The 23,980-nt window shown below is 64.2% G+C and carries 22 protein-coding genes; 10 read left to right on the forward strand and 12 right to left on the reverse strand.

The genetic code is table 11. The features are described from left to right. The first annotated feature begins 68 nt into the window (after positions 1-68). Positions 69-821, forward strand: coding sequence for a helix-turn-helix transcriptional regulator (locus tag F474_RS03135; protein ID WP_097083988.1), 753 nt, complete (start codon positions 69-71; stop codon positions 819-821). Here F474_RS03135 and F474_RS03140 read toward each other — a convergent pair. Further along, entirely contained in the window at positions 778-1,662 is an 885-nt protein-coding gene (locus tag F474_RS03140; RefSeq protein WP_097083987.1) for a polyprenyl synthetase family protein, read from the reverse strand. The two genes, F474_RS03135 and F474_RS03140, sit on opposite strands and share 44 nt — an antisense overlap. 175 nt (positions 1,663-1,837) lie before the next feature. On the opposite strand from F474_RS03140, the gene fni reads away from it, so the two are divergent. Genes fni through crtB form a run of 5 tightly spaced genes read left to right on the forward strand, consistent with a single transcriptional unit; the run spans position 1,838 to position 7,734 of the window. Then, entirely contained in the window at positions 1,838-2,881 is a 1,044-nt protein-coding gene (gene fni / locus F474_RS03145) for a type 2 isopentenyl-diphosphate Delta-isomerase (RefSeq protein WP_097083986.1), read from the forward strand. Beyond that, on the forward strand, positions 2,878-4,152 hold the full coding sequence (locus F474_RS03150) for a glycosyltransferase (protein WP_097083985.1): 1,275 nt from the start codon (positions 2,878-2,880) through the stop codon (positions 4,150-4,152). The genes fni and F474_RS03150 overlap by 4 nt, the downstream gene beginning before the upstream one ends. Continuing rightward, on the forward strand, positions 4,149-5,318 hold the full coding sequence (crtY, locus tag F474_RS03155; RefSeq protein ID WP_097083984.1) for a lycopene beta-cyclase CrtY: 1,170 nt from the start codon (positions 4,149-4,151) through the stop codon (positions 5,316-5,318). The genes F474_RS03150 and crtY overlap by 4 nt, the downstream gene beginning before the upstream one ends. Continuing rightward, the gene (locus tag F474_RS03160; protein ID WP_097083983.1) at positions 5,315-6,796 is read left to right on the forward strand and encodes a phytoene desaturase; all 1,482 of its coding nucleotides are present in this window, start codon (positions 5,315-5,317) and stop codon (positions 6,794-6,796) included. The genes crtY and F474_RS03160 overlap by 4 nt, the downstream gene beginning before the upstream one ends. Then, positions 6,793-7,734 carry a 15-cis-phytoene synthase CrtB gene (gene crtB, locus F474_RS03165; RefSeq protein WP_097083982.1) on the forward strand — a complete coding sequence of 314 codons (942 nt, stop codon included), beginning with the start codon at positions 6,793-6,795 and terminating at the stop codon, positions 7,732-7,734. The genes F474_RS03160 and crtB overlap by 4 nt, the downstream gene beginning before the upstream one ends. On the opposite strand, the gene F474_RS03170 is transcribed toward crtB, so the two are convergent. Then, positions 7,670-8,206: a sterol desaturase family protein gene (locus F474_RS03170; RefSeq protein WP_097083981.1), complete on the reverse strand. Its 537-nt coding sequence runs from the start codon at positions 8,204-8,206 to the stop codon at positions 7,670-7,672. The genes crtB and F474_RS03170 overlap by 65 nt on opposite strands. Positions 8,207-8,337: 131 nt before the next feature. Here F474_RS03170 and crcB point away from each other — a divergent pair, with 131 nt between their 5' ends. Beyond that, on the forward strand, positions 8,338-8,715 hold the full coding sequence (gene crcB, locus F474_RS03175) for a fluoride efflux transporter CrcB (RefSeq protein ID WP_097083980.1): 378 nt from the start codon (positions 8,338-8,340) through the stop codon (positions 8,713-8,715). Positions 8,716-8,807: 92 nt separating this feature from the next. Continuing rightward, positions 8,808-9,371, forward strand: coding sequence for a type 1 glutamine amidotransferase domain-containing protein (locus F474_RS03180; protein ID WP_097083979.1), 564 nt, complete (start codon positions 8,808-8,810; stop codon positions 9,369-9,371). Here the strand turns inward: F474_RS03180 and F474_RS03185 are convergent, their stop codons facing one another. Together F474_RS03185 and F474_RS03190 are read right to left on the reverse strand one after the other, a co-directional pair. Further along, complete coding sequence (locus tag F474_RS03185) at positions 9,372-9,572, reverse strand: carbon storage regulator (protein ID WP_097083978.1); 201 nt, start codon at positions 9,570-9,572, stop codon at positions 9,372-9,374. A 123-nt stretch (positions 9,573-9,695) separates the two neighbouring features. Continuing rightward, positions 9,696-10,028, reverse strand: coding sequence for a YnfA family protein (locus F474_RS03190; RefSeq protein ID WP_097083977.1), 333 nt, complete (start codon positions 10,026-10,028; stop codon positions 9,696-9,698). Between the two features lie 162 nt (positions 10,029-10,190). Here F474_RS03190 and F474_RS03195 point away from each other — a divergent pair, with 162 nt between their 5' ends. Continuing rightward, positions 10,191-10,343 (forward strand): DUF3309 family protein, encoded by a 153-nt coding sequence (locus F474_RS03195; RefSeq protein WP_097083976.1) that lies wholly within the window; start codon positions 10,191-10,193, stop codon positions 10,341-10,343. Between the two features lie 59 nt (positions 10,344-10,402). Here F474_RS03195 and F474_RS03200 read toward each other — a convergent pair whose 3' ends face one another. The 8 genes from F474_RS03200 to F474_RS03235 form a co-directional block, all read right to left on the reverse strand. Continuing rightward, complete coding sequence (locus F474_RS03200) at positions 10,403-12,061, reverse strand: cation acetate symporter (RefSeq protein ID WP_097083975.1); 1,659 nt, start codon at positions 12,059-12,061, stop codon at positions 10,403-10,405. Continuing rightward, entirely contained in the window at positions 12,058-12,369 is a 312-nt protein-coding gene (locus tag F474_RS03205; RefSeq protein ID WP_097083974.1) for a DUF485 domain-containing protein, read from the reverse strand. The genes F474_RS03200 and F474_RS03205 overlap by 4 nt, the downstream gene beginning before the upstream one ends. Before the next feature lie 76 nt (positions 12,370-12,445). Further along, entirely contained in the window at positions 12,446-13,630 is a 1,185-nt protein-coding gene (gene prpF / locus F474_RS03210) for a 2-methylaconitate cis-trans isomerase PrpF (protein ID WP_097083973.1), read from the reverse strand. A 17-nt stretch (positions 13,631-13,647) separates the two neighbouring features. Next, on the reverse strand, positions 13,648-16,236 hold the full coding sequence (gene acnD / locus F474_RS03215; RefSeq protein WP_097083972.1) for a Fe/S-dependent 2-methylisocitrate dehydratase AcnD: 2,589 nt from the start codon (positions 16,234-16,236) through the stop codon (positions 13,648-13,650). Positions 16,237-16,352: 116 nt separating this feature from the next. Continuing rightward, positions 16,353-17,480, reverse strand: a complete 1,128-nt coding sequence (prpC, locus tag F474_RS03220; protein ID WP_097083971.1) for a 2-methylcitrate synthase — start codon at positions 17,478-17,480, stop codon at positions 16,353-16,355. A 40-nt stretch (positions 17,481-17,520) separates the two neighbouring features. Continuing rightward, complete coding sequence (prpB, locus tag F474_RS03225; protein ID WP_097083970.1) at positions 17,521-18,411, reverse strand: methylisocitrate lyase; 891 nt, start codon at positions 18,409-18,411, stop codon at positions 17,521-17,523. Continuing rightward, complete coding sequence (locus tag F474_RS03230) at positions 18,408-19,112, reverse strand: GntR family transcriptional regulator (protein WP_165830260.1); 705 nt, start codon at positions 19,110-19,112, stop codon at positions 18,408-18,410. The genes prpB and F474_RS03230 overlap by 4 nt, the downstream gene beginning before the upstream one ends. A 240-nt stretch (positions 19,113-19,352) precedes the next feature. Further along, positions 19,353-21,749 (reverse strand): membrane-bound PQQ-dependent dehydrogenase, glucose/quinate/shikimate family, encoded by a 2,397-nt coding sequence (locus tag F474_RS03235; RefSeq protein ID WP_097083969.1) that lies wholly within the window; start codon positions 21,747-21,749, stop codon positions 19,353-19,355. 202 nt (positions 21,750-21,951) lie between these two features. Here F474_RS03235 and F474_RS03240 point away from each other — a divergent pair, with 202 nt between their 5' ends. Further along, the gene (locus F474_RS03240) at positions 21,952-23,964 is read left to right on the forward strand and encodes a U32 family peptidase (protein ID WP_097083968.1); all 2,013 of its coding nucleotides are present in this window, start codon (positions 21,952-21,954) and stop codon (positions 23,962-23,964) included. Positions 23,965-23,980: the final 16 nt, after the last annotated feature.

The raw sequence follows: 23,980 nt of genomic DNA on the forward strand, positions 1-23,980 counted from the left end.
CGTCCTTTTGATCGAGAACGGCTACTATGGAACACCTGCCTTGCGCACGATTCGCTCTGGAACGAACCATGGATGCGTCACACCACGAAACCGCCCTGGCCCGCGTGGCCGGTGCCATCGCAGAACCCGCCAGAACCCGAATGCTGTGCTCGTTGATGGATGGCCATGCGCGAACCAGTACGGAATTGGCCGTTATCGCCGACGTGAGCGCCTCCACCGCCAGTGCGCATTTGGCCAGGTTGCACGAAGATCGGCTGGTCAAACGCCACACCCAAGGCCGCCACCGGTATTTCAGCCTTCAGAACCAGGAAGTGGCCCAGGCACTCGAAGCGCTCATGGTAGTGAGCGAGAGCACCCCGTTCGTATCGGCAACCCCGGCCCGGCTGCGCCTGGCCCGGACGTGCTACGACCACATGGCAGGTACCCTGGCCGTCGCGCTGCATGATCATTTTGTGGCGGCAGGCTGGTTGCAGCTATCAGCTGACGACGCTCGCATTTACCAATTAACTAGCGCTGGCGAGCTGGGCATGAAACGCCTGGGCGTTGATCTTGCGTGGGCGCATTCGCAGCGCCGAAGTTTCGCCTGCGCCTGCCTGGACTGGAGCATGCGCCGCCCCCACCTTGCCGGCGCATTGGGTGCGGCCCTGCTGCGGGCAGCGTTGGCTCAGCAGTGGGTCAGTCAAGACCTGGACAGCCGCGCGTTGGCACTGACACCCAAGGGGCGCAGCGCCCTGGAACTGCGATTAGGGTTGAAACTGCAGGAACCAACCGCCCCGCCTAGCTCGCCACGCCCAACTGCTGATCGAACCATGCCCGCATGAATCGCCGCGTGGCCACCCCCTGGCCACAGGCGCACGCCAAGTGATCGTCGGCCGTGCGCAAATGCGCCTGAAGGCGCTGGCGCACACCTTCGACCCCCAGCAGGGCCACCAGGGTCGACTTGCCCAGGTCTTGATGGGCGTCCTTGCCGTGGTCGGCGCTGCCGTCGGCCAGGTCATCGAGCAGTTGAAACGCATGGCCCAGTTCCGTGGCGAACCCTGCCAGTGACTGGCGCGTTGCAGCGCACGCATCGGACGCGATCGCTGCCAGCTGCAGCGTCGCGCTGAACAGCACACCGGTTTTCAATTCATTGGTGCGCGCGATGGCGTCTTCCCCGCGCGCCGCCGCCCCGCCGCGCAGGTCCTGGAACTGGCCCTGCACCAAGCCCTGCAAACCCACCGTGGCCGACAGCTGAGCTACAGCTTCGACCCGAGCACTGTCACTGAGCCCGGGCGCTGCTGCAATTACGCCAAATGCACGGCTCAACAAACCGATGGCGGCAAGGATGGCAACATCCTCCCCGAACTGCCGATGCAGGGTTGGGCGCCCGCGGCGCAGGCTGGCGTTATCCATGCACGGCAGGTCGTCCAGTGCCAGCGAGGCGGCGTGGACCATCTCGACGGCACAGGCCAGGTCCAGCACCGCAGGGTTGTCACACCCCAAGTCGCGTGCAATAAGCATCAGCAGTACAGGGCGGATCCGCTTGCCGGGCGCCAGTGCGCCTTCACGGCTGGCGGCAGTTACCAAGTCTCGCTCGCCACCTGCCGGGAGCAGTTGATCCAGGCGCGTTTGCACCGCCTCGCGTATCGCCAGCAGCTCGCTGGCCTGGCCCATTGCATTCATCGATCTTTCCCTGCTCGGTGGTGGCGGCTCTGCACGCATGAAAAAACACGCGAAGCGGCGGAACGCCTGCGTCGCGCGGTTGCCATAGGCTCATGCGCCTTATACGAAGCTTTAGTTCAAGCCTCGCGTTGTACAACTGACCACTGCTAAGCACGGAATACTCCCCGGAGCCTCGATGAAGGATGTCGACCTGGTTCACCGCAAGAACGATCACCTGGATGTGGTGCTAGACACCGCCAGTGCGAAGGCCCCGATTGGCAATGGTTTCGCACGCTGGCGCTTTGAGCACTGCGCATTGCCGGAGCTCGACCTCGACGCCATCGACCTTGACACCGCCTGGCTGGGCTACCGCCTGCGCGCGCCGCTATTGATCAGCTCCATGACGGGCGGGGCCAGCCGGGCCCGTGACATCAACCGCCACTTGGCAGAGGCGGCCGAGCATCTAGGCCTTGCCATGGGTGTGGGCTCGCAACGCGTGGCGCTGGAAGCCGGTATGGACTGGGGCCTGACCCGGGAGCTGCGCCAGCGCGCGCCGAGTGTGCCACTGCTGGCCAACCTGGGAGGCGCGCAGGTGCGGGGCGAGAAAGGGCTCGATTACGCCCGGCGGGCGGTGGACATGATCGCCGCCGACGCCTTGATCGTGCACCTCAATCCACTGCAAGAGGCGGTACAGACCGGTGGCGATCGTGACTGGCGTGGGGTGCTCGGCAGCATCGAACAGTTGGTCAAGGCCTTGCCAGTGCCCGTCGTGATCAAGGAGGTGGGCGCTGGCATCAGTGCCGCGGTGGCCCTGCGCCTGGCACAAGTGGGGGTGCAGATGATCGACGTGGCCGGGGCGGGAGGCACTTCCTGGGCGGCGGTGGAAGGCGCGCGTACGCCGCAGCGCCGGGCCCGCCAGTTGGCTCAGGCCTTCGCCGGCTGGGGCATCCCGACGGCCGAGGCGTTGGTACAGGTGCGCCAGGCTCTGCCGAACATGCCGCTGGTGGCGTCAGGTGGCATTCGCGACGGGCTGGAGGTGGCCAAAGCCTTGCGCCTGGGCGCCGACCTGGTCGGCCAGGCGGCCGCGGTGCTGGCCAGTGCGACGCAGTCCAGCGAGGCTGTGGTAGAACACTTCGAAGATGTGATCGCGCAGCTGAAGGTAGCCTGTTTCTGCACAGGTAGCGCCAACCTCGCCGACCTCAAGCGCGCCACCCTTCATTACGGCGAGCAGCCGGCATGAGCCACTTTGCCGTGATCGCACCGCCCTTGTTCAGCCATTTCCGGGCGCTGCAGGCATTGGCCGGCGCGCTGATCGATCGTGGCCACCGCGTCACCTTCGTGCATCAGTTCGAAGCGGCCAGCCTGCTCAATGATTCGCGCGTAGGCTTCCAGCCCGTCGGTATCCACACCCACCCGGCCGGCACCCTGGCGCGCAGCCTGCGCCATGCCGCCAACCCCGCAGGGCTGGCAATCCGCCGGGTCATCGCAGACCTGGCCCGCACTACCGACATGCTGTGCCGCGAACTGCCAGAAGCCCTTGATGCCCTCCAGGTCGACGCGCTGATCTGCGATCAGATGGAGGCCGCCGGCGGGCTGGTAGCCGAAGCGCTGGGCCTGCCGTTCGTGTCGGTCGCCTGTGCCTTGCCGGTGAACCGTGAGCCGGGCCTGCCACTGCCGGTGATGCCCTTCGCTTATGAGCACAACGACAGGGCTCGGCACATGTACGCCACCAGTGAGCGCGTCTACGACTGGCTGATGCGAGACCATGGCCGGGTGATCGCCAAACACGCCCGGGCCTTTGGCCTGCCGGGTCGAGACAGCCTGCACCAGTGCTTGTCGCCGCTGGCACAGATCAGCCAAACGCTGCCAGCATTGGATTTTCCACGCACCGCCCTGCCCGCCTGGTTCCACGCGGTCGGGCCGCTGCGCCCGCCGGCGGTCGCCCGGCCCAGCAGTGTGGCATGGCCGGTGGACCCCGCACGGCCCTTCGTGTTTGCCTCGCTGGGTACCTTGCAGGGGCAGCGCTATGGGTTGTTCCGCACCTTGGCCAAGGCCTGCAAAGCAGTGGATGCGCAACTGCTCGTGGCCCACTGCGGCGGCCTGGACCCTGCACAGTCGCAAGCGTTGCAGCGCCACGGGGCTACCTGGGTCACCGACTTCGCCGACCAGCCCCAGGCCCTTGCGCAGGCTCAGGCCGTGATCACTCACGGCGGCCTGAACACCGTGATGGACGCCATCGTGGCTGCCACCCCGATCCTGGCCGTGCCCATTGCATTCGACCAGCCGGGCGTGGCGGCAAGGGTGGCCTGGGCAGGCGTTGGCCGGCGTGCATCCCGGCACAGCCGCAGCGCGGTGATTGCCGGGCACCTGCGCGCCTTGCTCGAGTCGCCAGACTATGCCCAACGCCAGCGGGCCCTGGCCCCGGCGCTGCTGGCCGCCGGAGGCACGCAGCGCGCGGTGCATATCGTCGAGCAGGCGGTTCAAGCCAAACGCCCGGTGCTGGCGGCATGAGGCGCGACTGGGATCTGATACTGGTCGGTGCAGGCCTGGCCAATGGCCTGATCGCCTGGCACCTGCGCCATAGCCGGCCGGAGCTGGCCGTGCTGCTGATCGACCGCGACCGGCACTGCGGCGGCAACCACACCTGGTCATTCCACGCCAGTGACTTAAGCCCTGCGCAGCAGCAATGGCTCGCGCCGCTGATCGACCACCGCTGGCCCGGGTATCAGGTGCGGTTCCCTGCATTCAACCGCCGCCTTCAGGGCGAGTACTGCAGCATCACTTCGGCCAGCTTTGCAGTGCATCTGGCCCGGGCCCTGGGCGAGACGATACTGACCGGCACCGCCGTGTCGCGAATCACACCCGACACCGTGCAACTGCCCGATGGGCAGACATTGCACGCGCGCGCAGTGATCGACGGCCGCGGCGTGCAGCCCAGCCCGCACCTTGAGCTGGGCTATCAGGCGTTCATCGGCCAGGAGCTGCAGTTGCCCCGCCCCCATGGCCTGAGCGAGCCCATACTGATGGACGCCACGGTGGCGCAGGGTGAAGGCTACCGGTTCGTCTACACCCTGCCGCTCACAGCCGACCGGTTGCTGATAGAGGACACCCACTACATCGACCAGCAGCGCCTGGACCCCGACCACCTGCGCCAGGCCATTGGCCAATACGCGGCTGCACAAGGCTGGGCAGGTGGCGAACTGGTGCGGGAGGAAAGCGGTAGCCTGCCGATCATTCTGGACGGCAACTTCGAAGCCTTCTGGGCCCAGGCCAAAGGCATGCCCTGCAGCGGCCTGCGTGCCGGCCTGTTCCACCCCACCACCGGCTATTCGCTGCCCTGCGCGGCAAGTGTTGCCGAGCTGATCGCCGCGGCGCCAACGCTGGACCACCCCGCCTTGTTCAACAGCCTACGCGAACACGCCAGGCGTCAATGGGCCGAGCAACGCTTCTTCAGGCTGCTCAACCGCATGCTGTTTCTGGCGGGCAACCCTTCAGACCGCTGGCGCGTGATGCAGCGCTTCTACGGTCTGGGCGATGGCCTGATCCAGCGCTTCTACGCAGGCCGGATCACCCTGGCCGACAAGGCAAGGCTGGTCAGCGGTAAGCCGCCGGTGCCCCTGGGCGCGGCGCTGCGGGCAATGGCTTTTCCTGTTTTTCCTTCCCGAGAGCTGCCATGAATCGAACCGTCGTCATCGGTGCCGGCCTGGGCGGGCTGGCCCTGGCCATCCGCCTGCAAGCCTCCGGCGTGCCTACCCTGCTGCTCGAAGCCCGCGACAAGCCCGGCGGGCGCGCCTACGTTTACCACGACGAGGGTTTTACCTTCGACGCAGGCCCCACCGTCATCACCGACCCCACCGCCATCGAGGCGCTGTTCGCCCTGGCCGGCAAGCCGATGGCCGATTACCTGGAGCTGCTGCCGGTCAAGCCGTTCTATCGGTTGTGTTGGGAAGATGGCCGGGTGCTGGACTACGACAATGACCAGGAGGCCCTGGAACGTCAGATCCATGCGTTCAACCCGGCCGATGTGGAAGGTTACCGGCGCTTCCTGGCCTATTCGCAGGCGGTGTTCGAAGAGGGTTACCTGAAACTGGGCAGCGTGCCTTTTTTGAGTTTTCGCGACATGCTGCGCGCAGGCCCGCAACTGGCGCGCCTCAAGGCTTGGCGTACGGTGTATGGCACGGTCGCGCGCTTCGTCGAGAGCGACCACCTGCGCCAGGCGTTCTCCTTCCATTCGCTGCTGGTGGGAGGCAACCCGTTCGCCACCTCCTCGATCTACACGCTGATCCACGCGCTGGAGCGCCAATGGGGCGTGTGGTTCGCCAAGGGCGGCACCGGTGCCTTGGTACAAGCGCTGGTGAAATTGTTTCAGGATCTGGGCGGCCAGGTCGAGCTCAACGCCAAGGTCGAGCGCCTGGAGCTCGACGGCAACCGTATCAGCGCAGTGCGGCTGGCTGATGGGCGCTGCTTCGACACCCCGGCAGTGGCGTCCAATGCCGATGTGGTGCACACCTATGAAAAATTGCTCGGGCATTCACCACAAGGCCAGGCACGGGCCAAGGCCCTCAAAAGCAAGCGCTCGAGCAATTCGCTGTTTGTGCTGCACTTCGGCCTGAACAAGGTGCAGCCTCAACTGGCGCACCACACCGTATGCTTTGGCCCGCGCTACCGCGAGCTGATCGATGACATTTTCAACGGCCACGCCCTGACCGACGACTTCTCGTTGTACCTGCATGCGCCCTGCGTCACCGACCCGTCGCTGGCACCGCCCGGCTGTGGCACACATTATGTGCTGGCACCCGTGCCGCACCTGGGCCAGGCCCCGGTGGACTGGTCAGTGGAAGGCCCGCGCCTGCGCGAGCGCATCTTCGACTATCTGGAGCAGCGCTACATGCCGGGCCTGCGCGAGCAATTGGTGACGCACCGGATGTTCACCCCGGCTGATTTTCGCGATCAGCTGGGCGCCCATCTGGGCTCGGCCTTCTCCCTTGAGCCGATTCTCACCCAGAGTGCGTGGTTCCGCCCGCATAACCGCGACAGCCAGATCGGCAACCTCTACCTGGTGGGCGCCGGTACCCACCCCGGCGCTGGCGTGCCGGGGGTGATTGGCTCTGCCAAGGCGACGGCCGGGCTGATGCTGGAGGACCTTGCCCGATGAGCCAGGCTGCCTCCCGCCCCTTGTTTGAGCATGCACAACAGACCATCGCGGCAGGCTCCAAAAGTTTTGCCACCGCGGCCAGGCTGTTCGACCCGGCGACACGCCGCGATGCGCTGATGCTCTACACTTGGTGCCGCCATTGCGACGACGTGGTCGACGGCCAGGTGCTGGGCTTTGCTGCGCCGTCGCCGGCCAGCGACAGCCCGCAGGTGCGCCTGGTACAGCTGCGCGAGTACACCCGCCGGGCCCTGGCCGGCGAGCCGATGCAGGACCCGGCTTTCGCGGCGTTCCAGGAAGTTGCCCTGGCGCGGCAAATCCCCGAGGAGCAAGCGCTGGCGCACCTGGACGGCTTTGCCATGGACGTGGAACACCGCCATTACGAGCAGCTCGATGACACCCTGCAGTACTGCTACCACGTAGCTGGCGTGGTCGGGCTGATGATGGCGCGCGTGATGGGGGTGCAGGACGAAGCGGTGCTCGACCGCGCCTGTGATCTGGGCCTGGCCTTCCAGCTCACCAACATTGCTCGAGACATCGTCGAGGACGCAGCCCTGGGCCGCTGCTACGTGCCTGCCCAGTGGTTACACGAGGCAGGCATCGACCCCGAGCGCATTGCCGACCCTGCCAATCGCCCGGCGCTGGCTACGCTGGCTACGCGGCTGGTCGACACGGCGGAGCCTTACTATGAATCCGCACAGGCCGGCCTGCCCGCCCTGCCCTGGCGTTGCGCCTGGGCCATCGCCACGGCGCGGGGGGTTTACCGGGAGATCGGCATGAAGGTCAAGCAGGCCGGCCCGCGTGCCTGGGACCGACGCCAGGGGACCTCCAAACTTGAGAAGCTCGGCCTGCTTTGCCAGGGGCTGGGCCAGGCACTCAGCGCTCGTGTGGCCCGCCAGGCGGCGCCTCGCCCGCCGCAGCTTTGGCAGCGCCCGCATTGAGCGGCCCACCGTGCAAGGCGCGCAATCTCGCGCGCAGCCGGGGCAAGGGCGGTGCATAGAGGAAGCCGAAGGACACGCAATCCTCGCGCCCTTTTACGGCGTGGTGCAGGCGATGTGCCTGGTAGAGGCGCTTGAGGTAGCCGTTGCGCGGTACGTGGCGAAACGGCCAGCGCTGGTGAACCAGCCCGTCATGGGCTACGAAGTACAGCGCCCCGTAGGCGGTCATGCCTGCACCTATCCACTGCAGCGGCCAGGCGCCTGATGTACCCCAGGCGATCAGCACGATGGCGAGCGCGGCGAACACCACCGCGTACAGGTCATTTTTTTCGAACCAGCCCTGGCGGGGTTCATGGTGCGAACGATGCCAGCCCCAACCAGGGCCGTGCATCAGGTACTTGTGTGCCAGCACCGCGACCACTTCCATCGCAGCAATGGTCAACAGCACGATCAATGTATTGAACAGCACTAGCATGGCGATCTCCCCGGGGCGCTGTGTTGGAGTGCAAGCCGTGCCAACGGTTCCGGCTCGCCCGTTGATGGCAATTTGAGTTGAACCGGGTATAAGCGTTAGCATGCCGGTTTGATTCGGCAGCGAGCACTTCCATGTACAGCTCATTATTTGCAGTCATCATCGGCGGCTCGGCAGGTTGCGTGCTGCGGTGGGTCATGGGGCTGCGCTTCAATAGCCTGTTTCCGTACATGCCAATGGGCACTTTATTCGTGAACCTGATCGGTGGTTTCGTGATCGGGGGGGCGATGGCGTTCTTCAGCCGCTACCCCAATCTAGACCCCGCCTGGCGGGTGCTGATCACCACGGGTTTCTGCGGCGGGCTGACGACCTTTTCGACCTTTTCGGCCGAAGTGGTGACCATGCTGCAGCAAGGGCGCTACGGTTGGGCGCTTGCCACCGCGCTGGTGCATGTCATCGGTTCGCTGCTCATGACGATACTGGGCTTTGCGCTGGTGCAGCGGCTGGGCTAAGCCACCCTGCGCAGCCCACACCTTCACATCGATTGAACCCTTCACGCCTGCCACCTCTCCACAGCTAACCCTACTGATGGAGAAACACCGCAATGAGCAACCGACTGCAAGGTAAACGTGTACTGGTCATCACCACCAACACCGGTATCGAGCGTGACGAACTGGTCAAGCCGGTACAGGCGTTGCAGGCAATGGGGGCCGAAGTCGTACATGCCTCCAGCGAAGGGGGCACCACCCAGACCTTCGTTGGCGATACAGAAAAAGACATCACGGTGAAGTCAGCACAGACCCTTGGCGCAGCCAAGGCTGATGACTTTCACCTGCTGGTGATTCCAGGCGGCACCGTCAATGCCGACACGCTGCGCCAGGACAAGGATGCCCAGCGGCTGGTCAAGGCGTTTGCCGATGCCGGCAAAACTGTCGCTGCCATTTGCCATGGCCCCTGGTTGCTGATCGATGCCGGCGTGATCGAAGGCAAGACCCTGACGTCATACCCCAGCGTTAGCACCGACCTGAAGAATGCCGGGGCGGCCGGCTGGGTGGATCAAGAGGTCAAGGAATGTGGCGCCAACGGCTGGACGCTGATCACCTCACGTACCCCTGACGACCTGCCGGCTTTCAACGAAGCGATTGCCAAGGCTCTTGAAAACGCCTGATCAACGGGTTCGCCGGGCGGGCCTGGCCCGCTCGCCTGGCGCGCTCACGCGATCCTGAATCTCCTGCCGGTTCACCGTCACCTCTTTAGGCGCCACGATTCCTAGCCTTACCTGGTTGCCATTGAGCGCCACGACCGTAATGGTAGCGGTATCGTCACCGACCACGATCTGCTCTCCCACGAGCCGAGTCAAAATCAACATCCTGCACCTCCACTGAATGATCGCCGCATTGGGCGCGAGCTCAGGGTGATGAAAAGCACGATGCAGATTCAACTACAGCTGGGATAAAGGGAATTTTCCTGTACGAACGGGCGTATGGGCACCCTACCCGCCATTGAACCGTGGGCCCCAGAGAATGACGCTGGCACCTACGATGCACAGCACCGCGCCGGCCCAATCGGTGGCCAGCGGCCGGGATTTCTCGACCAACGCCAGCCAGGCCAGCGAACTGGCGATGTAGATACCCCCATAGGCCGCATAGGCACGGCCCGCGTAGGCTGCTTCCACCCGTGTCAGCACCAGGGCGAAACAGGCAAGGCTCAGCACCCCGAGCACCGCCCACCCAAGGCCCTTGCCTAACCGCAGCCAGGTATAGAAACCGTAACAACCCGCGATTTCGAAGCCCGCTGCAAGTAAGAACCACAGGTAATTCAACATTGGAGATGGCCTCTGGCGTAAAGCTGCCCAGCATAACCAGCGCGGTGAAAAAACCACATGCGCACTAATAAGTTTTTCAAACTTTTTCAGCGCGCCTTAGGTCGGAGTTTTTAAGCACGGTTGCATAACGTGCTAAAACACAGCCCTACAAGGAAAGCAACCATGGTCACAATCCTGGTCATTATCTTGATTCTCATGCTGATCGGCGGCCTGCCAGTGTTCCCGCACTCTCGCAGCTGGGGTTATGGCCCGTCCGGTATCGTCGGCGTGATTCTCGTCGTGCTGCTGGTGTTGCTGTTGCTGGGCAGGATTTAAGCCCTCGACTCATAAAAACGCCGGGCAGTTGCCCGGCGTTTTTTATTGCCTGACGTTTATCAATGTGACACTGCGCCACTGGCGCCCAAGCCGGTTTGCGAACGTACGAACTGTGACATGAACCGTGCACGCTCTTCGTCAGCTGCAGCCGACTTGTCGGTGATCGAGAAGAACCAGATCCCAACGAACGCCACCACCATCGAGAACAGCGCCGGGTACTCGTAAGGGTAGATCGGCTTTTCGTGGCCCATGATCTGCACCCAGATAGTCGGGCCGAGAATCATCAGCACCACCGCGGTGATCAGGCCCATCCAGCCCCCGATCATCGCGCCGCGAGTGGTCAGGCGCTTCCAGTACATCGAAAGCAGCAGCACCGGGAAGTTGCAGCTCGCTGCGATGGAGAACGCCAGGCCCACCATGAAGGCGATGTTCTGCTTCTCGAACAGAATGCCGAGCACGATGGCGACGACGCCCAGCGCGACGGTGGTCATCTTCGATACGCGGATCTCGTCCTTCTCGTTAGCCTTGCCCTTCTTGATCACGCTGGCGTAGAGGTCATGGGACACGGCCGAGGCACCGGCCAGCGTCAGGCCCGCCACCACTGCCAGGATGGTGGCGAACGCCACTGCCGAGATAAAGCCCAGGAACACGCTGCCACCCACCGCATTGGCCAGATGGATCGCCGCCATGTTGTTACCACCGACCAACGCGCCGGCTGCGTCCTTGAACGCTGGGTTGGTGCTGACCAACAGAATCGCGCCGAAGCCGATGATGAAGGTCAGGATGTAGAAGTAGCCGATGAAGCCTGTGGCGTAGAGCACGCTCTTGCGCGCTTCCTTGGCGTCGCTCACGGTGAAGAAGCGCATCAGGATGTGCGGCAGGCCTGCGGTGCCGAACATCAGCGCCAGGCCAAGGGAAAAGGCCGAGATCGGGTCTTTCACCAGCCCGCCCGGGCTCATGATTGCTTCACCTTTGGGGTGCACCTTGATGGCTTCGGAGAACAGCTGGTTGAAATCGAAGTTGACCGATTTCATCACCATCAGCGCCATGAACGAAGCGCCCGAGAGCAACAGCACCGCCTTGATGATCTGTACCCAGGTGGTGGCAAGCATGCCGCCGAACAGTACATACAGGCACATCAGGATACCCACCAGCACCACGGCCACGGCGTAGTCGAGGCCGAACAGCAGTTGGATCAGCTTGCCGGCACCGACCATCTGGGCAATCAGGTAGAAAGCCACCACCACCAGCGAGCCGCAGGCCGAAAGGGTACGGATTTCCTTCTGCTTGAGCCGGTAGGAAGCTACGTCGGCGAAGGTGTACTTGCCCAGGTTGCGCAGGCGCTCGGCAATCAGGAACAGGATGATCGGCCAACCCACCAGAAAGCCGATGGAGTAGATCAGCCCGTCGTAGCCGGAAGCGTATACCAGCGCGGAGATGCCGAGGAACGAGGCCGCCGACATGTAGTCACCGGCGATCGCCAGGCCGTTCTGGAAACCGGTGATACGCCCGCCAGCGGCGTAATAGTCCGATGCCGACCGGTTACGTTTGGAGGCCCAGTAGGTGATGCCGAGGGTAAACAGCACGAAGGCCACGAACATCATGATGGCGGCGACGTTCAAGGGCTGCTTCTGCACGTTGCCGGTTAGGGCATCGGCCGCCATTGCCAGGGGTGACGCGGCCGCCAGGGTGGCAGCGATGAGCAGGCGGCGCATCATGGTTGCACCTCCTTGAGGATGGCTTGGTTGAGCGCATCGAACTCACCGTTGGCACGCCGCACGTAGATGGCGGTGAGCACGAAGGCCGAGACGATCAACCCCACACCCAACGGTATCCCCCAGGTGATGGACGAGCCTGGGCTGAGCTTGGCGCCCAACACCTGCGGCCCATAGGCGATCAAAAGGATGAAGGCTGAATACAGCCCGAGCATGACCAGCGACAGAACCCAGGCAAAGCGCTCGCGCTTGGCCACCAGTTCCTTGAAGCGAGGGTTATCCTGGATGGCCAGGTAGATGCTGTCGTTCATTGTTTTTGTCTCCGCAGCACGGTTTGGTTGGACCTTGCTCCACTTTAGGCCCCGTACGGCGAAGCGACAGACGACCTTAGTCGAATACCGGCGGCACCCTCACCCAACCTTCCATCAGCACCCGCGCGCTGCGGCTCATGCTGGCCTCCAGCACTTGCCACTGGCCGCTTTCACAACGCGCCCGCGCGCCCACGCGCAGGGTGCCCGAAGGGTGGCCAAAACACACGGACGAGCGCTCGCCGCCGCCTGCAGCCAGGTTCACCAGCGTGCCGGGAATGGCCGCGGCCGTGCCGATGGCCACCGCGGCCGTCCCCATCATCGCGTGGTGCAGCTTGCCCATGGACATCGCCCGTACCACCAGGTCGATCCCTTCGGCGGGCACGGTTTTGCCGCTGCTCGCCACGTAAGTGGCCGGCGGCGCAACGAACGCGACCTTAGGCGTATGTTGGCGTTTGGCCGCATCTTCCAGACGCTCGATCAGCCCCATGCGCAACGCGCCGTGGGCGCGGATGCGCTCGAACAGCGCGAGTGCCTCGGGGTTATCGTTGATCGCGCCCTGCAACTCGGTGCCTTGGTAGCCCAGGGCCTGGGCTTCGATGAAAATGGTCGCAATGCCGGCATTGATCAGCGTGGCACGCAACGTGCCCAGGCCCGGGACTTCAAGGTCGTCAACGAGCTGCCCGGTCGGGAACATCGCCCCTGCCCCGCCCTGCTCCTCAGCCGCCGGGTCGACGAAAGTGAGTGGCACCTCGGCCGCTGGAAAGGTCACGCCGTCGAGCTCGAAATCCCCGGTTTCCTGAACCTGCCCGCCGCACATGGGCACCTGGGCCAGGATGGTCTTGCCGATGTTGGCTTGCCAGATGCGTACGGTGGCCACGCCATCGGTAGGTACGTTGCGCACCAGCCCCTGGGCGATGGCGAATGGGCCGACTGCAGCGGAGAGGTTGCCGCAGTTGCCCGACCAGTCGACGAACGCACTGTCGATGGCGACCTGGCCGAACAGGTAGTCCACATCGTGGCCTTCTTTGCTGCTGGGGCTGACGATCACCACCTTGCTGGTACTGGAAGTGGCCCCGCCCATGCCATCGGTGTGCTTGCCATAAGGGTCGGGGCTGCCGATCACCCGCAGCAGCAATGCGTCGCGCGCCGCGCCGGGGACCTGCGCAGCGCTGGGCAGGTGCTCATTGACGAAAAACACCCCCTTGCTGGTGCCGCCCCGCATGTAGGTGGCAGGGATCCGTATCTGTGGTGCGAATACCATGGCGATGCTCCTGTGGCTCAGGCCGGGGTGGCTTCGAGAAAATCTTGGGCGAAGCGCTGCAACACCCCGCCCGCTTCGTAGATCGACACCTCTTCGGCAGTGTCCAGCCGGCAGGTGACTGGCACCTCCAGCCGCTCGCCACTGCGCCGGTGAATCACCAACGTCAGGGTAGCGCGCGGGGTACGCTGGCCAACCACGTCGTACAGCTCGGTGCCGTCGATGCCCAGGGTGTGACGATCGGTTCCCGGCTGGAACTCAAGCGGCAACACGCCCATGCCAATCAGGTTGGTGCGGTGGATGCGCTCGAAACCCTCCGCGGCGATGGCCTGCACACCGGCCAGGCGCACGCCCTTGGCCGCCCAGTCGCGGGACGAGCCCTGGCCGTAGTCGGCCCCGGCGATGATGATCAATGGCTGTTGGCGCTGCATGTAGGTTTCGATGGCTTCCCACATGCGCATCACCTGCCCTTCAGGCTCTACACGCGCCAGCGAGCCTTGCTTGACCTTGCCATCCACCACCGCCATTTCGTTCACCAGCTTGGGGTTGGCGAATGTCGCGCGCTGGGCGGTCAGGTGGTCGCCGCGATGAGTGGCGTAGGAGTTGAAGTCTTCCTCGGGCAGGCCCATTTTCGCCAGGTATTCGCCGGCGGCGCTGCTGGCCAGGATGGCGTTGGACGGCGACAGGTGGTCGGTGGTGATGTTGTCGGGCAGCACGGCCAGTGGGCGCATGCCGGTCAAGGTGCGCTCGCCGGCCAGCGCGCCTTCCCAATAAGGTGGGCGGCGGATGTACGTGCTCTGGGGGCGCCACTGATACAGCGGCGGCACGGCCGGGCCGCGGTTTTCTTTCACCTCGAACATTGGGATGTACACCTGGCGAAACTGCTCGGGGCGCACCGCCGCTTGCACTACTGCATCGATCTCCTCATCGCTGGGCCACAGGTCGCGCAGGCGTATCTCACGGCCATCGGCCACGCCCAACACGTCCTTTTCGATGTCGAAACGGATGGTGCCGGCGATGGCGTAGGCCACGACCAATGGCGGTGAAGCCAGAAACGCCTGGCGCGCATAGGGGTGAATGCGCCCGTCGAAATTGCGGTTGCCAGAGAGCACCGCCGTGGCATAGAGATCCCGTTCGATGATCTCACGCTCGATGGCAGGCTCCAGCGCGCCGGACATCCCGTTGCAGGTAGTGCAGGCGAAGGCCACCACACCGAAACCGAGCTGCTCCAGTTCCGCCGTGAGGCCGGCTTCGTCCAAGTACAGCGCTACGGTCTTGGAACCGGGCGCCAGTGAGCTCTTGACCCACGGCTTGCGCGCCAGCCCCAGGCGATTGGCATTGCGCGCCAGCAGGCCAGCGGCGATCACGTTGCGCGGGTTGCTGGTGTTGGTGCAGCTGGTGATCGCAGCGATGATCACCGCCCCGTCGGGCAATTGCCCCGGCACCTGCTCCCAGGGCGCGGCGATACCCCGGGCCGCCAGGTCGCGGGTCGCCAGCCGCGCATGGGGGTTGGAGGGGCCGGCCATGTTGCGCTCCACGCTTGAGAGGTCGAAGGCCAGCACCCGCTCGTACTCCACCTGAGCCAGGTCATCGGCCCACAGCCCAGCCTGGCGAGCGTAGGTTTCCACCAGTTTCACCTGCTGTTCCTCGCGGCCGGTCAGCCTCAGGTAGGCCAGGGTCTGCTCGTCGATGGCGAACATTGCGGCGGTAGCGCCGTATTCCGGCGCCATGTTGGAAATGGTCGCACGGTCGCCCAGGGTGAGGCTGCGCGCGCCTTCACCGTAAAATTCCAGATAAGCCCCCACCACCTTCTGCTGGCGAAGGAACTCAGTCAGTGCCAGCACGATGTCGGTGGCCGTGATGCCCGGCTGGCGACGGCCGCTGAGGCATACCCCAACGATATCGGGCAGGCGCATCCATGAGGCGCGGCCCAGCATCACGTTTTCGGCCTCAAGCCCCCCGACGCCTACGGCCACTACCCCCAAGGCATCGACATGCGGGGTGTGGCTGTCAGTGCCCACGAGCGTGTCGGGGAAGGCCACACCTTGCTGCACCTGCACCACCGGCGACATCTTCTCGAGGTTGATCTGGTGCATGATGCCGTTGCCCGGCGGGATCACTTCAACGTTCTCGAAAGCCAGCTTGGTCCAGTCGATGAAGTGAAAACGGTCTTCGTTGCGGCGGTCTTCGATGGCGCGGTTCTTGGCGAAGGCGTCAGGGTCGTAGCCGCCGCACTCTACTGCCAGCGAGTGATCGACGATCAGTTGCACCGGCACCACCGGGTTGACCTTGGCCGGGTCGCCCCCTCGCTCGGCGATGGCGTCCCGTAGCCCGGCCAGGTCGACCAGCGCCGTCTGGCCAAGAATGTCGTGGCAGACGACCCGCGCCGGGTACCAGGGGAAATCCAGGTCGCGCTTACGCTCGATCAATTGCGAGAGCGAGGCCGCCAGGTGTTCTGGAGCACAGCGGCGGGCAAGGTTTTCGGCCAGCACGCGCGAGGTATAGGGCAGCCCAGCCCAGGCGCCGGGGGCGATCGCCTCGACCGCACTGCGGGCATCGAAGTAGTCCAGGTGGGTGCCTGGTAGGGGTTTGCGGTGGTCGGTGTTCATCGGCGGGGCTCACGGTGTGTTCGGGTTATGTGCGTCGCCCCGCCAGCCGGCCTTCCCCCTGGGCCAGGCCGTGAGCCTGCTGTTGTGGGAGGCCTGCTTGCCGGGCGACGGGACAGTCAACGCTGCTCGATCGGCCTGAACGGCCGCTCGGCTACGCCCACGTACTCGGCGCTGGGGCGGATGATCCGGTTGTTCGCCCGCTGCTCGAACACGTGGGCCGCCCAGCCAGTCAGGCGAGAGCAGACAAAGATCGGCGTGAACAGCTCGGTCGGGATGCCCATGAAGTGGTAAGCCGAGGCATGGTAGAAATCGGCATTGGGGAACAGTTTCTTCTGCTCCCACATCACTTTGTCGATGGCCTCTGATACGGCATAGAGCCGGGTATCGCCCACATCATCGGCCAAGGTCTTGGCCCAGCCTTTGATCACTTCGTTGCGGGGGTCGGAGTCTCGGTAGATCGCATGGCCGAAGCCCATGATCTTTTCCTTGCGCTCGAGCATACCCAGCGTGCCCCGCGTGGCCTCTTCGGCCGTGGCGAAACGCTCGATCATCGCCATCGCAGCTTCGTTGGCACCGCCATGCAATGGGCCGCGCAGCGACCCAATGGCCCCGGTGATGCAGGAGTACAGGTCCGACAAGGTGGAGGCGCACACCCGAGCGGTGAAGGTGGAGGCATTGAATTCGTGCTCGGCGTACAGAATCAGCGACACATCCATGACCTTGCGGTGCAGCTCGCTCGGGGCCTTGCCATGCAGAAGGTGCAGGAAGTGCCCCGCCACGCCGGGCTCGTCGCTCTGGGTGTCGATGCGCACGCCATGGTGGGCGAAACGATACCAGTAGCAAACGATGCCGGGGAAAAGCGCCAGCAGCCGGTCGGTGACATCCTGCTGACGATCGAAACTTCCTTCGGGCTCCAGCACCCCGAGGAACGAAGCGCCGGTGCGCATCACATCCATCGGATGAGCGTTGGCCGGGATCCGCTCGAGCACTTCTTTAAGCGGCTGCGGCACGCTGCGCAGTGCCTTGAGCTTGCCTTGGTATTCGGCCAACTGCGCCACACTGGGCAACTCGCCGTAGAGCAGCAGGTACGCCACCTCTTCGAACACCGCGTCAGCGGCCAGGGCGCGCACGTCATAGCCGCGGTAAGTGAGCCCTGCGCCGGCCAGACCCACAGTGGAAAGGGCCGTTTGCCCCGCGACCTGGCCACGCAGGCCGGCGCCGCTCAATGTTTTGGCATCTGCCATGAGACTTCTCCCGTTATTGGATTTGTAAGGGAAACGGCCTTCAGCTTTTGTCGCGCGCGAACAGCGCGTCCAGCTTCTGCTCGAAGGCGTGGTAACCGATGGCCTCGTACAGCTCCATGCGGGTTTGCATCGTATCGACCACTTGCTGTTGCGTGCCGTCGCGGCGGATGGCGGTGTAGACGTTTTCGGCCGCCTTGTTCATGGCGCGGAAGGCCGACAAGGGGTAAAGCACCATGGCCACGCCTGCGCCTGCCAGCTGCTCTGTGGTGAACAGGGGCGTGGCCCCGAATTCGGTGATATTGGCCAGGATCGGCACCTTGACCCGTTCGGCGAACAGGCGATACATGCCAAGCTCTGTGATCGCTTCGGGAAAGATCATGTCGGCGCCGGCTTCGATGCAGGCGGCCGCGCGGTCCAGGGCCGATTCGAGGCCCTCCACGGCAAGCGCATCGGTTCGCGCCATGATCACGAAGCTGTCGTCCAGCCGGGCATCGGCGGCCGCTTTGATGCGATCGACCATCTCCTGCTGGGTGACGATTTCTTTGCCGGGCCGGTGCCCGCAGCGCTTGGCGCCGACCTGGTCCTCGATATGAATGGCGGCAGCGCCGAACTTGCTCATCGCCCGAACGGTGCGCGCCACGTTGAAGGCCGAGGCACCGAAGCCTGTGTCCACGTCCACCAACAGGGGCAGGTCGCACACGTCGGTAATGCGGCGCACGTCGGTGAGTACGTCATCCAGGTTGCTGATGCCCAGATCCGGCAACCCCAACGAGCCGGCAGCTACCCCGCCGCCGGAGAGATAGATCGCCTTGAACCCGGCGCGTTGCGCCAGCAACGCATGATTGGCGTTGATGGCGCCGACGATCTGCAGCGGGTGTTCGCTGGCGACGGCGGCGCGGAAACGCTCGCCAGGGCGTTGGGCTTGGGTCATTGAAGCTCTCCTGTTTCGGAAGGGGCACCGGGCAACTGGCGCTCGATGTTGCGCCGCGAGGCGGCGATGTGCCGGCGCATCAACAGCTCGGCCAGCTCACCGTCACGCTCGGCGAGCGCGTCGAGAATACGGTGGTGTTCAGCGAAGGCTTGGCGAGGCCGGTTCGGGGTGGCGGAAAACTGGATGCGGTACATGCGCACACGCTGGTAAAGCTCGTTACACAAGAGGTGGGCAAGGGTCTGATTGCCGCTACCCTGGATGATCCGATAGTGAAAGTCGTGATCCCCTTCCTGCTGGTAATAACCGATGCCGGCCTGGAAGGCGGCATCGCGCTCGTGGGTGTCGAGCAGCTGGCGCAGCTCCTGGATTTGCGCCGTGCTCATGTGCTCAGCCGCGAGCCGGCAAGCCATGCCTTCGAGTGACTCGCGGATCTGGTAAAGCTCAATCAGCTCGGTGTGGCTCAGCGACACCACCCGTGCCCCCACGTGAGGTACTCGCAGTATCAGGCGCTGGCCTTCCAGGCGGTGGATTGCCTCGCGCAGCGGCCCCCGGCTCACGCCCCAGGTGCGAGCCAGTTCGGGTTCGGAGATCTTGCTGCCGGGGGCAATGTCGCCACGCACGATGGCCGCTTGCAGGCGGCGGAACAGCTGCTCGGCGAGGGTTTCGCTGTCGGCGGTGGGAAGCAGGCTCAGATCGCTCATGTGTCGACAATCTTATTGGTTTGAGCCGTAAACTTAGCGTCGAGACCAAATAAGGTCAACAGATTGTCGACAACAAAAGGTTTGCCCTCGCATTTTCATCATGGCCACGGGTGCCAGCATTGGCCCGGGCTTCACCTAGCCCCCCTGCCCTGTACCGCTAGCGCTGGCTGCCTGCAACGCCGAGCATTGATGCGCAATGCCCGACGCTTGCGGCTACGGCAATACGTTCGGCTTGCCGATTCATTCCAAGGTATACGCCACCACGTAATCACCGGTGGCAGTACCCAACCCCCCGTGTCCCCCGGCCGCAATCACTACGTACTGCTTGCCATCGACCGCATAGGACACAGGCGTCGCCTGCCCGCCCGCCGGTAGGCGGGCCTGCCACACCACCTCGCCGTTGCGCTCGTCGATGGCACGCAGGTAGTTATCGGCAGTAGCGCCCATGAAAATCAGGCCGCCACGGGTCACGATGTTGCCGCCGATATTGAAGATCCCGGTATTGAACGGCAGGTTGGTATGGGTACCGAACGGCCCGGTATCGCGAGTGGTGCCTATCGGGTGTTGCCAGGCGATGGTGCGCGTTTTCAGGTCAATGGCGGTCAAGGTGCCCCAGGGCGGCGAGTTGCACGGCACACCCAGTGGGTTCAGCCATGGGTGCACAGTGGCCACATAGGGCGTGCCGTATTGCGGGGTATAGGCTGAAGTGTTCGCCGGCTGGTCGCCCTTGCCGTCCCAGGCTGGCAGCTTGCCGCTCTGCTCGATGGGCCCTCGAGGGATCATCTGCACGATGAATGGAATGTAGTTGGCGTTGGCGATCACCAGCTTGTTGGCGGGGTCGATCGAGGCGCCCATCCAGTCGATCACCCCGTCGAAGGCAGGGTAGACGATGGTGGTTTTCAACCCCGGTGGGGTGAATTGACCTCGGTAGTTGAAGGATTTGAATTGAATGCGGCACGCCAACTGGTCGAACGGCGTCGCGCCCCAAAGGTGCGCCTCGCTCAGGTCCGCAGGGGTCACCGACGGCAGGCCGGTGGAAAATGGCTGGGTCGGTGAGGTGTAGTCCCCGGCGACCGCGCCCTGAGGTACGGGCTTCTCATCCACCTGGGCAATGGGCTGGCCGGTGCGGCGGTCGAGCATGAAGAACTCGCCGCGCTTGTTGGTCTGGATCAGCGCCGGCAGGTTCTGCCCAGGGTTCGCCGGGTCGGGCACGTCCACCAGCGAGGGGCCGATGGGCAGGTCCATGTCCCAGAGGTCGTGGTGGGTGGTCTGGAAATGCCAGCGCTCTTCACCGGTGGTGATGTCCAGTGCCACCACTGCACTGGAATACTCATCGTCGAACGGCCGGCGGTGGCCGCCAAAGTAGTCCGGCGTGGCATTACCCATGGGTAGGTAGACAAGGTTCAGAGCCGGGTCGGCCGTGTATACCCCCCACGCATTGGGGGTGCCGCGAGTGAGCTGATCACCGGGCCCTGGCTTGTAGTTGTGCGGGGTATGGCCCACATCCCAGGCCCATTCGATGGCACCGGTGAGGGGGTTGAAGGCGCGCACTGCCCCCGAAGGCTCATGCTCGGCCTGGTTATCCCAGACCCAACCGCCCAGGATCACCCGGTCATGCACCACCAGCGGCGGTGAGGTGACGAAATGAAAGCCCTTCTGCACATGGCCCAGGTACTGGGTCAGCGAGATGAAGCCGTGCTCACCGAAGTCTTCGCAGGGTTTGCCGGTGTCGGCGTTGATGGCCATGATCCGCGCATCCAGCACCGGGGCGATGATGCGTTTGGGACAGTCGGTGGCAGTGCCGGCCGGTGCTTCGTAATACGCCACACCGCGGCAGGCCAGGTACACGTCGGCATCGGTGTCGGCCTTGGGGTCGAACGTCCATTTCTTCTGCCCCGTCTTGGCATCGAACGCCACCACCCAACTGTGGCCGGTGCACACGTAGAGGGTGTTACCCACCTTGGTAGGGGTGTCTTCGAAATTGAATTCGTGCCCTGCGTCGGTACCGCCCTGATCCTCACCGGGGCGCATGGTGTCGCCGGTGCGAGCTTGCCAGGCGAGCTTGAGTTTTGAAACATTCTGCGGCGTGATCTGTGCCAACGGCGAATAACGCTCGCCCTGCGGGGTGCGGCCATAGTAGGTCCAGTCTTGCTCGGAGACCACCTCGTTAGGCGCGGCCGCAGGCGCAGCCAATGACGCGGTGCCTTGTACGCCTGGGCTATGCAGCAACGAAGCGCCACCGGTAGCGACTGCCAGCAGCACGGCGGCCAGCAGCGGTAACTGCGCACGCCCATAACCGGCAGGCTGCGGCCCAACGTTGCGCACCACCCACGGTAATAAGAGGTAAACCCCCAGGCAGGTCGGAATCAACAACCGCGGCTCCAATTCCCAACCGCTAAGGCCCACCTCGTAAAGTGCCCAGACCACGGTACCCGCCAGCACCAACGCATAGAGATGAAGCGCCCAGCGCAGGCCGCGGGCCAGCGCAACCCCCGCCACCAGCACTCCCGCCCCGGCCATTGCGTAGTAGGGGCTGCCCCCTAGGGCGAGCAACCAGATGCCACCAGCGGCCAGGCCGAGACCTGCCAGGGCAATGAGCGCGCCAGCCAGCAGAGGTGGTGAGGATGAGCGTGTCATGGATTTTCGCTCCTTAAGCGCGAAATCAACTGTTTTAATGTGACAAATTGTCACAATGCGAATCTGCCAGTTAGGGGTGCCCCCGGAACGTTTGGTTCGAAAAGTTTCCATGAAACCTGCGCCCCATCCGGCAGGCAGTGCTCTGGGCGTGATTCATCGCTAGAATGTGCCCCCTCCGTGATTTGCCTAGAACATAACGACCATGCCCTTGCCCAAGCACCACCTCGAACTGCTCAGCCCTGCCCGCGACGTGGCCATCGCTCGCGAAGCGATCCTGCATGGCGCCGACGCCGTGTACATCGGCGGCCCCAGCTTCGGCGCTCGCCACAATGCTTGCAACGAGGTGAGCGATATTGCAGGCCTGGTCGAGTTCGCCCATCGCTACCACGCCAGGGTGTTCACCACCATCAATACCATCCTGCACGACAACGAGCTGGAGCCGGCCCGCGCGCTGATCCACCAGTTGTACGACGCAGGCGTTGACGCGCTGATCATCCAGGACTTGGGCGTCATGGAGCTGGACATCCCGCCGATCGAGCTGCACGCCAGCACGCAGACCGACATCCGCACCCTGAGCCGGGCCAAGTTCCTCGACCAGGCCGGGTTCTCCCAACTGGTGCTGGCCCGTGAGCTGAACCTGCAAGAGATCCGCGCCATCGCCGATGAAACCGACGCGGCCATCGAGTTTTTCATCCACGGCGCGCTGTGCGTGGCGTTTTCCGGCCAGTGCAACATCTCCCACGCGCAGACCGGGCGCAGCGCCAACCGTGGCGACTGCTCCCAAGCCTGCCGCCTGCCCTACACCCTGAAGGATGATCAAGGCCGGGTCGTGGCGTTCGAAAAGCACCTGCTGTCGATGAAGGACAACAACCAGAGCGCCAACCTGAGCGATCTGGTCGATGCCGGCGTGCGTTCTTTCAAGATCGAGGGGCGCTACAAGGACATGGGCTATGTGAAGAACATCACTGCCTACTACCGCCAACAGCTAGATGCCATCCTCGAAGGCCGCCCCGACCTGGCACGGGCCTCCAGCGGCCGTACCGCACACTTCTTCGTACCCGACCCGGACAAGACCTTCCATCGCGGCAGCACTGATTACTTCGTCAGCGAGCGCAAGATCGACATCGGCGCATTCGATTCGCCGACCTTCACTGGCCTCGCGGTGGGCGTGGTGGAAAGGGTCAACAAGCACGACCTGCTGGTGGTCACTCACGAACCGCTGTCCAACGGCGACGGCCTCAATGTGCTGGTCAAGCGTGAAGTGGTGGGCTTTCGCGCCAACATCGCCGAGCCTCGCGGCGAATTCGAACAAGACGGCGAGAAACGCTACCGCTACCGCGTCGAGCCCAACGAGATGCCGGCCGGCCTGCACCGCCTGCGCCCCGAGCACCCGCTGAACCGCAACCTCGATCACAACTGGCAACAGGCCTTGCAGAAAACCAGCGCTGAGCGGCGCGTCGGCCTGGCCTGGCACGCAGTGCTGCTGGAAAGCGGCCTGACCCTCACCGCCACCAGCGAAGAAGGTGTGAGCGTGACCGTGGCGCTGGAGGGCCCGCTGGGCCTTGCCAACAAGCCCGAGCAGGCCTTGGAGCAACTGCGCGATGTACTTGGCCAGTTGGGGACCACCGAATACCACGCCACCGGCGTAGAGTTGGTCGCCGAGCAGGCTTGGTTCGTGCCCAACTCACAACTCAAGGCGCTGCGCCGGGAAGCGATCGACCGCCTGACCGAGGCCCGGGTGGAAGCTCACCCACGCGGGGCGCGCAAGCCGGAAACCAGCCCGCCACCGGTGTATCCGGAGGCGCATCTGTCTTTCCTGGCCAACGTGTATAACGAAAAAGCCCGCAGTTTCTATCATCGCCATGGCGTCAAGCTGATCGACGCGGCCTTCGAGGCCCACGAGGAAACCGGCGAAGTACCGGTGATGATCACCAAACACTGCCTGCGCTTCTCCTTCAACCTCTGCCCCAAGCAGGCCAAGGGCGTGACCGGCGTGCGCACCAAGGTGGCGCCGATGCAACTGGTGCATGGCGATGAGGTGCTGACACTGAAGTTCGACTGCAAACCGTGCGAGATGCACGTGATGGGCAAGATGAAACCGCACATTCTCGGCCTGCCGACGCCCGGCAGCGATGCCGTCAAGCAGGTGGTGGGGTTCATCTCGCCGGAAGACCTGCTCAAGACCATTCCACGGGCGGCGCAGGGCAAGGCCTGAGTTGCTCCGCAACGGC

Source organism: Pseudomonas sp. URIL14HWK12:I12 (assembly GCF_003097135.1).
Taxonomy (GTDB): domain Bacteria; phylum Pseudomonadota; class Gammaproteobacteria; order Pseudomonadales; family Pseudomonadaceae; genus Aquipseudomonas.